General features: G+C 72.2%; 13 protein-coding genes. 7 read left to right on the top strand and 6 right to left on the bottom strand.

Annotated elements, in window-relative coordinates; genetic code table 11:
• Positions 1 to 18 precede the first annotated feature (18 nt).
• Entirely contained in the window at positions 19 to 795 is a 777-nt protein-coding gene (locus tag HUT06_RS43295) for an alpha/beta fold hydrolase (RefSeq protein ID WP_176200992.1), read from the bottom strand.
• A 108-nt stretch (positions 796 to 903) separates the two neighbouring features.
• On the opposite strand from HUT06_RS43295, the gene HUT06_RS43290 reads away from it, so the two are divergent.
• Positions 904 to 1,752, top strand: coding sequence for a helix-turn-helix transcriptional regulator (locus HUT06_RS43290; RefSeq protein WP_217711673.1), 849 nt, complete (start codon positions 904 to 906; stop codon positions 1,750 to 1,752).
• Between the two features lie 4 nt (positions 1,753 to 1,756).
• On the opposite strand, the gene HUT06_RS43285 is transcribed toward HUT06_RS43290, so the two are convergent.
• Entirely contained in the window at positions 1,757 to 2,890 is a 1,134-nt protein-coding gene (locus HUT06_RS43285) for a class I SAM-dependent methyltransferase (RefSeq protein WP_254715703.1), read from the bottom strand.
• Between the two features lie 2 nt (positions 2,891 to 2,892).
• Between HUT06_RS43285 and HUT06_RS43280 the strand changes: the two genes are divergently transcribed.
• Positions 2,893 to 3,288 (top strand): YrdB family protein, encoded by a 396-nt coding sequence (locus HUT06_RS43280; protein WP_254715702.1) that lies wholly within the window; start codon positions 2,893 to 2,895, stop codon positions 3,286 to 3,288.
• On the opposite strand, the gene HUT06_RS43275 is transcribed toward HUT06_RS43280, so the two are convergent.
• Positions 3,285 to 4,142 carry a helix-turn-helix domain-containing protein gene (locus HUT06_RS43275; protein WP_176200989.1) on the bottom strand — a complete coding sequence of 286 codons (858 nt, stop codon included), beginning with the start codon at positions 4,140 to 4,142 and terminating at the stop codon, positions 3,285 to 3,287. The genes HUT06_RS43280 and HUT06_RS43275 overlap by 4 nt on opposite strands.
• Positions 4,143 to 4,237: 95 nt before the next feature.
• Between HUT06_RS43275 and HUT06_RS43270 the strand changes: the two genes are divergently transcribed.
• Positions 4,238 to 5,659, top strand: a complete 1,422-nt coding sequence (locus HUT06_RS43270) for an MFS transporter (RefSeq protein WP_176200988.1) — start codon at positions 4,238 to 4,240, stop codon at positions 5,657 to 5,659.
• Positions 5,660 to 5,670: 11 nt separating this feature from the next.
• Positions 5,671 to 6,426, top strand: a complete 756-nt coding sequence (locus HUT06_RS43265; protein ID WP_176200987.1) for an SDR family NAD(P)-dependent oxidoreductase — start codon at positions 5,671 to 5,673, stop codon at positions 6,424 to 6,426.
• Between the two features lie 63 nt (positions 6,427 to 6,489).
• On the opposite strand, the gene HUT06_RS43260 is transcribed toward HUT06_RS43265, so the two are convergent.
• A complete protein-coding gene (locus tag HUT06_RS43260; protein ID WP_176200986.1) occupies positions 6,490 to 6,852 on the bottom strand; it encodes a nuclear transport factor 2 family protein in 363 nt (120 codons plus the stop codon).
• A gap of 117 nt (positions 6,853 to 6,969) precedes the next feature.
• Complete coding sequence (locus HUT06_RS43255; RefSeq protein WP_176200985.1) at positions 6,970 to 7,965, bottom strand: hypothetical protein; 996 nt, start codon at positions 7,963 to 7,965, stop codon at positions 6,970 to 6,972.
• 186 nt (positions 7,966 to 8,151) lie between these two features.
• Here HUT06_RS43255 and HUT06_RS43250 point away from each other — a divergent pair, with 186 nt between their 5' ends.
• The 3 genes from HUT06_RS43250 (at position 8,152) to dnaN (ending at position 11,358) form a co-directional block, all read left to right on the top strand.
• Entirely contained in the window at positions 8,152 to 9,624 is a 1,473-nt protein-coding gene (locus HUT06_RS43250) for an AlkA N-terminal domain-containing protein (RefSeq protein WP_176200984.1), read from the top strand.
• Between the two features lie 8 nt (positions 9,625 to 9,632).
• Positions 9,633 to 10,145 carry a methylated-DNA--[protein]-cysteine S-methyltransferase gene (locus HUT06_RS43245; RefSeq protein WP_176200983.1) on the top strand — a complete coding sequence of 171 codons (513 nt, stop codon included), beginning with the start codon at positions 9,633 to 9,635 and terminating at the stop codon, positions 10,143 to 10,145.
• A 67-nt stretch (positions 10,146 to 10,212) separates the two neighbouring features.
• Complete coding sequence (gene dnaN / locus HUT06_RS43240; RefSeq protein ID WP_176200982.1) at positions 10,213 to 11,358, top strand: DNA polymerase III subunit beta; 1,146 nt, start codon at positions 10,213 to 10,215, stop codon at positions 11,356 to 11,358.
• Positions 11,359 to 11,372: 14 nt separating this feature from the next.
• Here the strand turns inward: dnaN and HUT06_RS43235 are convergent, their stop codons facing one another.
• Positions 11,373 to 12,329 (bottom strand): hypothetical protein, encoded by a 957-nt coding sequence (locus HUT06_RS43235; RefSeq protein WP_217711672.1) that lies wholly within the window; start codon positions 12,327 to 12,329, stop codon positions 11,373 to 11,375.
• Positions 12,330 to 12,449: the final 120 nt, after the last annotated feature.

The following is a 12,449-nucleotide window of genomic DNA, read 5'->3' as shown; positions in this document are numbered from 1 at the left end:
GGTCGGGCGGGGCTCCTGTCAGGGGCGGTCGAGGAAGTCCTGGACGAGCTTCACGAACTCGTCCGGCCGTTCCATCATGACGACGTGTCCGGTGTCGAGTTCGGTGTACTCGCTGCCCGCGATGCCCCGGGCCAGCTCCCTGTGGTTCTCGACCGGGATCGTCAGGTCGGCGGTGCAGCCGATCACCAGGGACGGCGCCTCGATCTTCGTCAGCAGCGCCCGGACGTCGACCCGCCGGACGAGGTCCATCTGGCGCAGCATGCCGTCCGTGGGGCGGATGAAGCCGTGGAGCTGCTCGGCCCCCTCCTCCCCGATCCTGTTCAGGAACGCGCGGCTGGCGGAGGTGACCGTCCCGAGCCTGGCGAATCCCTCGGGGCTGCCGGTCAGCGTGAGCCACAGGGCGAACAGCTGCCGGACGTACTCGTCCTCGCTGTGCGCGAACCCCGCGACGGGGACCAGCCGCCGGACGAGGTCGGGGCGCAGCGCGGCCGCGGCGGCGGCCGTCGGCGCGCCCAGCGAGAAGCCGACCAGGTCCACGGGGCCGGTGCCGAGGTCCTCGATCACGGCGATGACCTGGTTCGCGAGCGCCTCGATGGTGAGCGGTGAGCCGTCGTCCTCAGCGGGCTCGGAGCCGGCCAGGTCGGGCAGGACCACGGTGCGCCGGTCGGTGAAGCGGTCGGTGAGCGCGTCCCACATGGCCGAGCCGGGGCCCACGCCGTGGACGAGGACGAGGGCGGGGCCGGAGCCTTCCGTCCGGTAGGCGATGCGGGCGTTTCCAACGGTCAGGTTCGTCATGGCCCCGACACTGCCGCCGTACGGCCCGGATGAGGAGCGGACCGCTCTGGCTAGGACAAGCGGTCCCAGTCTGGGGCGGCGCAGAACAGGGACTATGGAGACATGGGCATGAACCGTCGCGACCTCGCCGATTTCCTCCGCCGCTCCCGGGAACGGCTGCGGCCCCGGGACGTCGGCTTGGCGGAGGGGCCGCGACGGCGCACGCCGGGGCTGCGCCGCGAGGAGGTGTCGCAGCTCGCGGGCATGTCAGCGGACTACTACATGCGCCTTGAGCAGGCCCGCAGCCCGCAGCCGTCCGCCCAGCTCCTCGCCGCGCTCGCCCGCGCGCTGCGGCTGACCGTGGACGAGCGCGACCATCTGTACGTTCTCGCCGGGCACCGGCCGCCCGCAGGACCCTTCGCTGGCGAGCACGTCCGGCCGGGCCTGCTGTACCTGCTCGACCGGCTGACCGAGACGCCCGCGCAGATCATCGGTGACCTCGGTGACCTGCTCGCGCAGAACGCCCTGGCCGAAGCCCTGTTCGGCTGCGTTTGCACCGTGGAGGGGCCGGACCGCAACATCGTCTGGGGGTGGTTCACCGACCCGTTCGTGCGGGAGGCGTACCCGGCGGAGGAACGCGACCACTACAGCCGCCTGCACGTCGCCGACCTGCGCGCCGCCGTCGCGCGGCGCGGCGGCGACGAGGCGGCGCAAGCCCTTGTCCGGCGGCTGCGTGCGGCCAGCGACGAGTTCGCCGGCCTGTGGGATCTGCACGAGGTCGCCGTCCGCCGGACGAGCCGGATGAGGGTGGTGCATCCGCAGGTCGGGCCGATCGAGTTCGACGCGGAGGTCCTGCTCACACCGGCCGAGGACCAGCGCCTCGTCGCCTTCACCCCGCCGCCCGGCAGCTCGACGGCCGACGCCCTCGCCCTGCTGCGCGTCATCGGCCCGGAGACCGCCCACCGCAGCCACGTCTGAGGAGTCAGGCGGGAGCGCGCCGCAGCCGCCAGAGGGACGTCGTCTCGGCGGCGCGGGCCGCGTGGAGCGGGTCGTCGGGGTCGGCGGCGCGCGGGTGGACGGGCTTGTTGTCGAGCCTGCCGGCCACCTCCAGACCGGACGCGTCGAACAGCGCGCGGAGGTCGTCGCGGGTACGGAGCCCGAGGTGTTCGGCCAGGTCGGAAAGGATCAGCCAGCCTTCGCCGCCCGGTTCGAGACGGTCGGCGAGGCCGGTGAGGAAGCCGCGCAGCATCCGCCCGCCCGGGTCGTAGACGGCGTGTTCGAGGGGCGAGCTGGGTTTGGCGGGCACCCACGGCGGGTTGCACACGATGAGCCCGGCCTGGCCTGGCGGGAACAGGTCGGCTTGGACGACCTCGACCTGCTTTCCGACGTCCAGATGGTCGACGTTCTCCTTGGCACAGGCAAGCGCGCGCGGGTCGAGGTCAGTGGCGACGACGCGTTGTATGCCACGGCGGGCCAGGACCGCCGCCAGAACACCCGTACCGGTGCCGATGTCGAACGCGGTCTTCGTGGACGGGAGCGGAGCCTCGTTGACGAGGTCGACGTACTCCCCTCTAACCGGCGAGAAAACGCCGTAGTGCGGGTGTATCCGGTCGCCGCCCAGCGCTGGGATGGGCACGCCCTTCCCACGCCATTCATGCGCGCCGATCAGCCCGAGCAGCTCGCGCAATGACGTCAGGTAGGGCTGGTCGTCCGACCCGTAGGCCTCCGTACACGCGTCTTGGACGGACGGTGCACGACGTAGCGGGATCACATGTCCCGGATCGAACGGTATGAGCAGCATGCCGAGCGTCCGCGCGCGCTGGGCGCGTGCCTGGCGGTGCAGGTGGAATGCCTGTACCTGTGACGGTTCCGGCTTGCGCTTGGCCCTGCGCGGCGGTCGGTCGATCCTGCGTGCCATCGCCGTGAGCAGTTGCCGCGCGTTCTGGAAGTCGCCGCGCCACAGCAGGGCGGTGCCTTCGCAGGCCAGTCGGTAGGCGTCGTCCGCGCGGGTCTCGTCGTCCGCGACCACGACGCGGCGGGGCGGCGGCGCGCCGCTCTCCGACCGCCAGCGGACGCGATGGTCCCGGCCGTCCTCCCGCCAGGAGATCTCGTCCACACGTGTACGGTATCGGCGTGCGTCTTCCTGGGCCATTGCATGTGCTGAACGAGGGGCTCGCCTTCGTCCTGGAGGTCGCGGCCATCGTCGCGCTGGCCTGGTGGGGTTTCACCACGGGCGGCAACGTCGTCGTCAACATCATCTTGGGCATCGGGACGCCGGTGGCCGCGATGGTCCTGTGGGGCCTGTTCGCTGCGCCGCGCGCCCGGTTCAAGGTGGCGCTGCCGTTCGTCCTGTTGGTCAAGGCCATCGTCTTCAGTGCGGGTGCACTGGCGTTCTACGGCGTGGACCATGCGACGGTGGCCGTCGTGTTCGCCGTCATAGCCGTCCTCAACACCGCGCTGGCCACGCTGGACCGCGAGGCCCACTTCCGTGCGGCGGCCGACCCAAACGCCTAGCCGAGGTCGGCGCTGGAGCGGCGATCGGACGTCTCGGCCAGTTTGTGCAGGGCGGCCTCTGACGGCGACCCCGGTTCGGCCGCGTAGAGCATCAGGCGGCTCAGGTCCGGGTCGCCGGGCAGGTGCAGAGTCTCGAACGGCAGGACGAGCCGTCCGACCTCCGGGTGGTCGATACGGGCCTCACCGTGCGTCAGGTCAGAAACGTGGTGCGCCGACCACATCCGGTGGAAGTCGGGGCTCCGCTTTCGCAGGCAGTCGATGACCGCGCGCAGGTTGGGGTCGTCCGGGTCTTGGCCGGAACGGAACCGCAAGTAGGCGGCGTTGCGCCGGGCAACGGTCGGCCAGTTGTCGCCTAGCCGCGCCTTGTAGTCGGCGTTGAGATGGATCTGGTGCGACCACGTCCGCTCATCTGGCGGGACGCTCGCCAGGTCGACGAACACGGCGGCGGTGAGCCTGTTCCACGCGACCACGTTCGTGTAGTGCCCGACCACGTACGCGGGCGCGTGCGTGAACGAGTCGAGCAGGTGCTGGAGGGGCGCCCGCAGGCGCGGCGGCGCGGTGACGGGCGCGCGGCGCGGCGGGTGCGCGAGGCGGTGCAGGTGGGCGTGCTCGTCGCCGTCCAGCCGCAGCGCCCGCGAGATCGCGTCCAGGACCTCGGCGGAGACGCCCTCGGCCGTCCCCTGCTCCAGCCGGATGTAGTACGCGACGCTGACGCCGGCGAGCTGCGCCAGCTCCTCGCGCCGCAGGCCGGGCACGCGGCGCCGCGTCCCGTAGGAGGGCAGGCCGGCGTCCTCGGGCCGCAGCCGCGCACGCCGCGACTTGAGGAATTCGCCCAGCTCGCCGTTCCGTGCCATGCCGCAGAGGCTATCCAGCCTGGAGCCTGCTACTGGGAGTGGTACGAACGAGCGGGGTCTGGGTAGGCGCGCCCAACGCAGCGATGGTCTCTTGCATGACCGCATTGACCACCGCCGTGTCCGCTCCTTCTGAGCGGATGTCGTCGCGGCACAAGCTGGTACTGACCCTTCTTCTCGGCGCGCAGTTCATGCTCGCCATCGACTTCTCCATCCTCAACGTGGCGCTGCCGGTCGTCGGCAAGGGCCTGGGCTTCGGGCTGGACGAGCTGCAGTGGATCGCCACGGCGTTCGCCCTCCCCGCCGCAGGGTTCACGCTGCTGTTCGGCCGTGTGGCCGACCTGTTCGGACGCCGCCGGATGCTGCTCGCGGGCATGGCCCTCTTGGCCGGAGGGTCGTTGATCGGCGGGATGGCCACGTCACCGGCGATGCTGCTCACCGGACGGGTGCTGCAGGGGCTCGCCACGGCGATCGCCACACCGGCCGCGCTGTCGCTGATCACGACGTCCTTCCCGGAGGGCCCGCTGCGGACGCGCGCGCTCGGGCTCAGCGGCGCCCTCATGTCCGCCGGGTTCACGGTCGGCGCGATCCTCGGCGGCGTCCTCACCGACCTGCTGAGCTGGCGCTGGGCGTTCCTGATCAACGTCCCGGTGGCGGTGCTGATCCTCGCGGTCACGCCCGCCGTGATCGCGGAGAGCCGCTCCCGGGACGGGGCGAGACTGGACGTTCCGGGCGCGGTGACCGTGACCGGCGGGCTGCTCGCCCTCGTCTACGGGATCACCTCCGCCGGATCGGCCGGCTGGAGCTCCCCGTCCGCGCTCGGCGCCCTCGCCGCCGCCGCGCTGCTGCTCACCGCGTTCGTCCTGGTCGAGCGGCGCGCACCGGCCCCGCTCGCGCCGCTGCGCGTGCTGACCCGCCGGACGGTCGCCTGGGGCAACGTGGCCGGGTTCGTCGCCTTCGCCACCGAGACGTCGCTGGTGTTCCTGATGACCCTCTACCTGCAGAAGGTCCTGGACTTCACGCCGCTCGCGACCGGGCTCGCGCTCGGCGTCCTCGGTGCCGGGACGTTCGCGGGCGGCGTCGCCGCACCCCGGATCATGGGCCGGCTCGGCGGCCGGGCGACGCTGGTCGCCGGGCTCGTCCTGCAGGCCGCCGCGACCGCCGCGCTGCTCGGCCTCGGGGAGTCGCGCGGCTCCCTCGGCCTGCTGCTCGCCGCGACCGCGATCGGCGGTTTCGGGAACCTCGTCGCGATCGTCGCGTTCATGGGGACCGCGACGTCCGGGCTGCCGGACGCCGAGCAGGGCCTCGCGACCGGCCTCGCCACGATGACGCAGCAGGTCGCCATCACCCTCGGCATCCCGGTGATGAGCGCGGTGGCCACGGCGAACGCGTCCGTCCTCGGCGGCCTCCACCTCGCGACCGCGGTCAACGCCCTGATCGCCCTCGCGGGCGCGGCCCTCGTCGGGTCGTTCCTGCGCCGCTCCGGCGGGTCGTTCCCGCGCCGCTCCGGCGACCGGTGAAGGAGACCGCCATGGACCTCGAACTCGACGGCAGGGTGTACATCGTGACCGGCGCGTCCGCCGGGATCGGCGCGGCCGCCGCGCGGCTGCTCACCGGCGAGGGCGCGCACGTCGTCGGCGTCGCGCGTTCGTCCGCCGACGTGGCCGCCGACCTCACCGACCCCGCCGCGGCCCAGCGCGTCGTCGACGCCGCCCTGGAGCGCCACGGGCGGCTGGACGGCCTGGTCAACAACGCCGGCGCGCTCGAATCCCGCATCGGCTTCCTGGACGTGACCGACGACCAGTGGCATGCGACGTTCGAGCTGAACTTCCACGCCGCCGTGCGCATGGCCCGCGCCGCGCTGCCGGCACTGATCGACCAGGGAGCCGGGAGCATCGTGCACGTATCCAGCGAAGCCGGGCGGTTCCCTGACACGCCGCTGGTCGACTATGCCGCGTCCAAGACGGCCCTTCTGTCGGTGTCCAAGACGCTGGCGGGGGAGTTCGGCCGCTGCGGGATCCGCTCCAATGTCGTCACACCCGGCCCCACACGGACACGGCTCTGGGACGAGCCCGGAGGGTTCGCCGACCAACTGGCCGCCCAGTACGACCTTCCGGTGGAGGAGGCGATCGAACGGTTCGTCCACGAAGAACGGCGGCTCCCAACAGGACGCCTTGGCACGCCCCAGGACGTTGCCCGTGTCATCGCCTACCTGCTGTCACCCCTGGCCGTCCAAGTCACGGGCGCCGAATGGACGGTGGACGGAGGAGCACTACGCCAACTCTGAGGAGGCAGCACCCCGTGTGCCGGACGCCGCGCAGGCGTCCGGCACATCCGGGCCCCCTCGCCTTCAGGCCGGGACCTTGTCGAGGAACCCGGTCACCCGCTCGAACCGGCCGTCGTCCGCGAAGACCGCCACGTCGAAGCCGGCGGCGATCGCCTCCCCGTCCTCGGGGCCGAGCTCCCAGGTGAAGCGGGCCACGTTGTGGTGGGCGTCCACGGCGCCCGCCGGGCGGAACACCAGGCCGGGGAACTGCTGCTGCGCGGTGCCGATGAACGCGTCGATGGCGTCCCGGCCCTCGGCCAGGCCGAGCGGGTCCACGTAGACCGGGTTCTCCGTCCACAGTTCGTCGATCGCGGCGCGGCGCGCGGCCGGGTCCTTCTCGTTCCAGACCGCCAGGTAGCGGGCGACCCGCTGCTGAACGTCGCTCATGTCATGACTCCCGTCTGATCGACCGGGTTCGTCCCCCGGTGACCCTCACGCTGCCAGCGCTCCGGCGGAAGATCGATTACCTGCGACGTCAGCTACCTGCGACGTCATGCCCGTCCCTCACTCGACCGCGATCGCGGCGACGGCGGCGCGGGCGAGGCGCTCGGCCTCCCGGACGGCCTCGTCGCGGGAGTCCCGCTCCTCCGGGGGCGCGTAGACGAGCCACGCCACGACGTTGGCCTTGCGCGCGGAGACCTGGATCTGGTGCACGCGGGTGCCATCCTGGTAGGTGGCGGTGTCGATCGTTGCTCCGTCGCCGACACCCGGCAGCGTACGGGCGCCCTCATCGTCGAGCGTGGGCCCGCCAGGCCCCTCGCGGAACCGCTCCTCGGCACGCTCGATCCCGCCGTCCATGCCAAGGTCGTACCTGAAGAGTGTGTACTTGAGCGATAGCGAATCACCGAACCGGCACCGCTCCTCGTCGTCGTTCGGGAGCCGCTGCGGTGCCTGCTTGGGGAACATCTCCTTCGCGGTGGGCTCGATCACGTGGCACGCGTTGGGGAGGCGCACTGCCTCCTCACGCCCGGGCCAGGAGGAGTGGTGCCAGACCGGGTCGAAGGTCACGAAGAGTGCGGTCCATGCCGCGAGAATCGCCAGATGGGTGCAGGCGTAGCCCAACGTCAGGAGCGAACGTCCGCGCACCACACCGGTTCCGGCACGGCGGGACAGTTCGGCGAGGGCGGCGTCGAACTCACGGTCACGCCCGAAGCGCAGCCGGACGGGCGCCGCCAGCGTCACCTCGGTGAGGCCGTCGGCCGCCACCACCGACTCCGTCCACAGGCGGCGGCGCAGCTCCAGCCGATTGATGCTCTCCCAGGTCAGCGACTTCTCTCCGACCGGGTCGTCCTTGCTGCGCAGCCCGCGCGGATCGAGCGTCACCCGGCCCGCCGCCAGCGGTATCGCGCGCCCCGCGCCGACCAGGCCCATGAAGGCGATGCACATGGACGGGACGATGGCCCCGACCATGAGCAGGTAAATCGCGATGCCGACGAGCAGGGCGCCGCACGCGATCAGCACACGGGCCGCGTAGCGGAGCGTGCGCGGCGGCCTCAGCACCACCTCGCCGGATGCGCCGGAGCCCGCTGGTCCGTCCGCGTCGTGGGCTGGTAACAGGCGGCCCTCGGGCTGGTGCTCCATGGTCTCCCCTTCGCCGATGCCGGTCGCGGGACGATCGTAGTGCCGGTGACGATGATGTCGTTTTCTCGCTAGTAGAGGCGTATCGCCATCGGTGATGCTGGAGGCATGCACGATGACGTGGAGAGGTGCGTGCGGGCCGTCCAGTCGAAGGACGCCCGCTTCGACGGGTGGTTCTTCACCGGGGTGGTGACCACCGGGATCTACTGCCGTCCAAGCTGCCCGGTGGTCCCGCCCAAGCCCGAGAACATGCGCTTCTACCCCAGTGCCGCCGCGGCGCAGCAGGCCGGTTTCCGGGCCTGCAAGCGCTGCCGGCCCGACACCTCCCCCGGCTCGCCCGAGTGGAACCACAGGGCGGACGTCGTCGCACGGGCCATGCGCCTCATCGCGGACGGTGTCGTCGACCGGGAGGGCGTGCCGGGCCTTGCCGGACGCCTCGGCTACAGCACACGCCAGATAGAGCGGCAGCTCAACGCCGAACTGGGCGCGGGCCCGCTCGCCCTGGCACGGGCCCAGCGCGCTCAGACGGCACGGCTCCTCATCGAAACGACACCCCTGCCGATGGGCGACGTGGCGTTCGCGGCGGGGTTCGCGAGTATCCGCGCCTTCAACGACACCGTGCGCGAGGTGTTCGCGCTCACGCCCACCGCACTGCGCGACCGCGTCGCCAAGGGGCATCCGCCTGGCGGGTCCGGGGTTCTCGCCCTGCGGTTGCCGTTCCGTACGCCGCTCTGCCCGGACAACCTGTTCGGCCACCTCACCGCCACCGCTGTGCCAGGCGTCGAGGAATGGCGGGACGGTGCGTTCCGCCGTGCCATGCGCCTGCCCCACGGGCACGGCATCGCGACCCTTCGGCCCCAGCCCGACCATGTCGCCTGCACGCTCAGCCTCAGCGACCTCCGCGATCTGACCATCGCGATCAGCCGCTGCCGCTGGATGCTCGATCTGGACGCCGACCCCGTCGCCGTGGACGACCTGCTCCGCGCCGACCCCGTCCTGGCCCCGCTGGTCGACAAGGCCCCCGGACGGCGCGTCCCCCGGACCGTGGACGGGCCCGAGTTCGCCGTGCGGGCCGTCCTGGGGCAGCAGGTCTCCACGGCCGCCGCACGCACCCATGCCGGCCGCCTGGTCACCGCCTACGGTGACCCCATAGACGACCCGGGCGGCGGCCTCACGCACCTGTTCCCGACACCGTCCGCCCTGGCGCGGCTCGACCCGGAGACGCTCGCCTTCCCGAAGACCCGGCGCACCACCCTCACCACCCTTGTCAGCGCACTCGCGAACGGTGAGATCGACCTCGGCGTAGGGAGTGACTGGGAAGAGGCCCGCGCGCGCTTGGCCGAGCTACCCGGCTTCGGCCCGTGGACCATCGAGACCATCGCGATGCGCGCTCTCGGCGACCCGGACGCGTTCATCCCCAGCGACCTGGGGATCCGGGCCGCCGCCAAGTACCTGGACCTTCCCTCGACCCCGGCCGCCCTCGCCAAGCGCGCCGCACCATGGCGTCCTTGGCGCGCCTACGCCGTCCAATACCTGTGGGCGACGAGCGACCATCCCATCAACCTGCTTCCAGCACACTGAGGAACCTCATGACTTCACACGTCGTCCTGGACAGCCCCGTCGGCCCCCTGACCATGGTGGCCGTAGACGGCGGCCTGGCCGGGCTCTACATGGAGAAGCAGCGCCACCTTCCGCCTGAAGAGACCTTCGGCGCACCCGATGACCCGGACGCCGAACCCTTCGCGACCGTCGCCAAGCAACTCACCGCGTACTTCGCCGGAGAGCTGACCGAGTTCGACGTCCCGCTCAACCTTCGCGGTACACCCTTCCAGCAGCGCGTCTGGGCGGCGCTCCAGGAGATCCCCTACGGCCGGACCACGACGTACGGCGAACTCGCCGTCGAGATCGGCAGCCCGTCCGCGTCCCGCGCGGTCGGCCTGGCGAACGGGCGCAACCCGGTCAGCGTCATCGTGCCCTGCCACCGCGTCGTCGGCTCCACCGGCTCCCTCACCGGCTACGGCGGCGGCCTCGACCGCAAGCGCTACCTCCTCGACTTCGAGCGCAGGGCCCGCACCGCGGCGGACGAGGCGACGCTCTTCTGACGCGTTCTGTCAGATGCGGCGGCTACCGTGCAAGGCGTAGACGCTCACCGATGGAAGGCTGACCGAGGTGGAGTTCCGAGTCGACCGGCAGACGCTCGCCGACGCCGTCGCATGGGCGGCGCGGACGCTCCCGACGCGTCCCGCCCTCCCCGTCCTCGCGGGCATGCTCATCGAGGTGACCGACAAGGGCGAGCTCACGCTCGCCGGGTTCGACTACGAGGTGTCGGCCCACGCGCGCGAAGACGCCGACGTCGCCGATCCGGGCCGGGTGCTCGTCCCCGGCCGGCTCCTGTCGGACATCGTCCGCAACCTCCCGCCGCACCCCGTGGAGGTGTTCACCAAGGGCTCCGAGGTCGTGGTCCGCTGCGGCCCCGCCGAGTTCGGCCTGCTGACGCTGCCCGTCGAGGACTACCCCACCCTCCCCGAGCCGCCCGCCCGCGCCGGCACCGTCCCCGGCGACCTGTTCGCCGCCGCCGTCGCCCAGGTCACCCCGGCCGCCGGGCGCGACGACACGCTGCCCATGCTCACCGGCGTCCGCGTCGACATCGAGGGCGACACGATGTGGCTGGCCTGCACCGACCGCTACCGCATCGCCGCCCGCGAGCTGACCTGGTCGCCCGACGACCCCGCCTTCACCGCCGGGGTCGTCGTGCCCGCCCGCACCCTCGCCGACACCGCCAAGTCGATCAAGCGCGGCGCGGAGGTCGCGATCGACCTCGGCGGCGCCGGCGACACCCTAATCGGCGTCTCCGGCGGCGGCCGCAGCATGACCAGCCGCCTGCTGGACGACCAGTACATCAACTACCGGTCGCGGCTCACCGGCACCTGGACGTCCGTCGCCGAGATCCGCGTCGCGCCGTTCGTCGAGGCGATCAAGCGCGCCGCCCTGGTCACCGAGCGCGGCACCCCGATCCGGCTCGCCTTCACCGCCGACGAGGTCCGCCTCCGCGCCGCCACCGGCGATTCCGCCCGCGCCAACGAGGCCCTCCCGGCCACCCTCACCGGCGACGACATCGACATCGCGTTCGCCCCCCAGTTCCTCCTGGACGGCCTCGCAGGCATCGACACCGAGTACGCCCGCCTCGAATGCGCCGGGCCCACCAAGGCCGCCCTCCTCACCGCCATCCCCGACAAGAAGGACAAAGAGGACGCCCCCGCCGAAACCGACACCGGCTACCGCTACCTGGCCATGCCCGTCCGCCTGACCTCCTGACCTCCTGACCGGGCTCACACGTCCGGCGGTCGGCTTCCGGCGGCGTCTCCCCTCGGCAGCGACCGCAGGACGGCGGCCATCAGCGTCAGACCCGCGACGATGCCCACCAGGTGTTCCGCGACGGCCACCGACGTGTACTCGGTGGTCACGAAGCCCCCGGGCCGGAGGATCGCCATCGGCAGCTTCCAGCCGCTCCACGCGAACAGCGAGCCGGAAGCCGCGAAGGCCAGCGTCATCGGAACCCACCGCCGCACCCCGGCGGGCCGCCCGCGCGTGAGCGCCCACATGCTCCACGCGCCGAGCAGGGCCCACAGCGCCGAACTCCCGTTCAGCAGCCGTCCGTTCACATCCCAGTGATCCCGGTGAGCCGGGTCGAGGCCGGCCGTCCCGCCCAGCGCCCAGTACGTCCAGAGCAGCCCCAGCGCGACGGCCGACGCCCCCGCCGCCGCGAACGCCGGCGACAGGCGTCCATCCCCGTCCCCCACCCGGCCGGCGAACGCCCTCGGCCACCGCTCCCGCAGGTAGACCGGCACCGCCACGGCCAGCCCGGCCGCCATCCCGATGAAGCCGATCGTGAGGAAGACGGTCTCCCACTGCGGAACCGAACTGGAATCACCCGATCCCGACCCGCCCGAGCCTGAGCCGTCCCCGCCCGAGCCGCCCCCGAACGCGCCGATCACCCCGCTGAGCAGCGCGTACGGAAGCATCGGAACCAGGAAGCCCGACCCAACCCACGAGAAGAAGACGACCGGTACGGCGGGCAGCCGGCGCCCCCAGGGCCGGGCCAGAGCCAGCCCCAGCACGACCCCGGTCACCGCCATCACCACGGTGACGGAGTTCAGCGCCACCCAGCCCGCGGTGCCGAAATCGTCTGGACGGTGCCCGAACAAGGCCGCCGCGACCCACAGCACCTTGACCACGAGATACAGCGCCATGCTGAACGCGGCGCCATACCCGGCGAGTTGGCCCACCGCGCTCCACCGCGCGCCTGCCGCTGGAAGGTTTGCCGAACTGTGCACCCCGAACTCCCGGCTTGAGACTCGACCGACACGGCGAGCCTCCCGGAGCCGTCCGTCCCGCAGCACCCGCCA

It is taken from the genome of Actinomadura sp. NAK00032 (assembly GCF_013364275.1).
Lineage (GTDB): Bacteria > Actinomycetota > Actinomycetes > Streptosporangiales > Streptosporangiaceae > Spirillospora.
This window is presented reverse-complemented; position numbering and strand designations above follow the sequence as displayed.

Bases quoted from the DNA above. Each gene is read 5' to 3' on its own strand.
- HUT06_RS43270 (WP_176200988.1), top strand. From the start codon at position 4,238: ATGACCGCATTGACCACCGCCGTGTCCGCTCCTTCTGAGCGGATGTCG.
- HUT06_RS43260 (WP_176200986.1), bottom strand. From the start codon at position 6,852: ATGAGCGACGTTCAGCAGCGGGTCGCCCGCTACCTGGCGGTCTGGAAC.
- HUT06_RS43245 (WP_176200983.1), top strand. From the start codon at position 9,633: ATGACTTCACACGTCGTCCTGGACAGCCCCGTCGGCCCCCTGACCATG.
- HUT06_RS43290 (WP_217711673.1), top strand. From the start codon at position 904: ATGAACCGTCGCGACCTCGCCGATTTCCTCCGCCGCTCCCGGGAACGG.
- HUT06_RS43250 (WP_176200984.1), top strand. From the start codon at position 8,152: ATGCACGATGACGTGGAGAGGTGCGTGCGGGCCGTCCAGTCGAAGGAC.
- HUT06_RS43295 (WP_176200992.1), bottom strand. From the start codon at position 795: ATGACGAACCTGACCGTTGGAAACGCCCGCATCGCCTACCGGACGGAA.
- HUT06_RS43275 (WP_176200989.1), bottom strand. From the start codon at position 4,142: ATGGCACGGAACGGCGAGCTGGGCGAATTCCTCAAGTCGCGGCGTGCG.
- HUT06_RS43265 (WP_176200987.1), top strand. From the start codon at position 5,671: ATGGACCTCGAACTCGACGGCAGGGTGTACATCGTGACCGGCGCGTCC.